Source organism: Candidatus Magnetobacterium casense (assembly GCF_019173545.1).
In the GTDB taxonomy this organism is placed as follows: Bacteria; Nitrospirota; Thermodesulfovibrionia; order Thermodesulfovibrionales; family Magnetobacteriaceae; genus Magnetobacterium; species Magnetobacterium cryptolimnobacter.
In genome coordinates this window covers 1-1264 of sequence record NZ_JABXWD010000707.1, presented here as the reverse complement: position 1 = coordinate 1264, position 1264 = coordinate 1, and the positions used below count along the sequence as shown (strand labels likewise).

Below are 1264 nucleotides of genomic sequence, written 5' to 3'. Positions count from 1 at the left end.
ACAACGGCGACGGTATGAACGACATGCTCTGGCAGAACGGCTCAACCGGCGATGTCTACATGTGGTTTATGAACAGCACGACGATCAACTCCGGAGGTTACGCTGGTCAGGGCGTCCCCTCAGATTGGAGCATATATTGAATAATTCATTGTTTGACAGATTTAGCGATACGGCCAGGCGACTTGGCCAAAAGACCGCCTTCAACTTCTACAGAGATAACCAGTGGCAGGCCCTCACCTACAAGGACTTCCACGGCAGGACCCTCCGGCTGGCCGGACTCTTGGACAAAATTGGTGTTGGCAGGGCAGACAACGTTGCCATATGTGCCGAAAACATGCCCCAGTGGTGTGCCTCCTACATGGCCATAGTGGCGCTTGGGGCGGTGGCAGTGCCCATCGATTCCGAACTGGGGACGCCGGAGATAGCCAATATACTCAGAAGCTGTAAGCCTTCCCTGGTGCTGTGCAGTTCTTATGTCTATCCCAGGGTTGAGGCAGCGACTATGCCACCGGAACAAGACATGGAACAAAATGTCACTACGGAGGTGAAGATATTGCGGTTTGACTCCAGGGAGTTCCTGTTGGCCTGGAGTAGTCATGATAATCACGGCAATTACAACACCCTCAAAGACACACACAGGGCACAGGCGCACGACATCGCCTCCATCATCTACACCTCCGGCACCACGGGACAACCCAAAGGGGTCATGCTCACACACGGCAACTTCTGCACCGACGCCGACGCCCTGCTCGATGCCAAGCTCATCAACGAGACCGACAACATCCTGTCCGTCCTGCCCCTGCACCACACTTACCCGTTTATGGCTACCTTCATCATGCCGATAACGTGTGGTGGTACCGTTACCTATCCCATAGGGCTTAAGGGCGCCGATCTGACCAAATCCATCCGGGAGCAGAATGTCACAATACTCATAGCCGTGCCGCGCCTCTTGGAGATGCTGCTAAATGGCATCGAGGCCAAGATAAACGCCCGACCACTAGCCGTAAGGACGTTGATGACCAAGATGGCGGGACTATCATCCAACATGCGCATTAAGAAGGACATTAATATCGGAAAAACGATATTTAAACCAATCCACGAGCAGTTTGGACCAAACTTTCGATTCATGGCCTGTGGCGGCGCCAAGCTTGCACCCGAGGTCATGACGGCCCTGGAGGCCTATGGCTTTACCGTGCTGGAGGGCTACGGCCTTACGGAGACATCCCCCGTGGTGGCCTTTAACCCGATCAACCGACGCAAGGTC

Annotated in this window: 1 protein-coding gene; it reads left to right on the top strand. The window is 54.4% G+C overall.

Annotated elements, in window-relative coordinates; all coding sequences use genetic code 11:
• Positions 1 to 136: 136 nt before the first annotated feature.
• Positions 137 to 1264: AMP-binding protein (locus HWQ67_RS18935; RefSeq protein WP_218254250.1), on the top strand; the 1128-nt coding region annotated here is incomplete at its 3' end.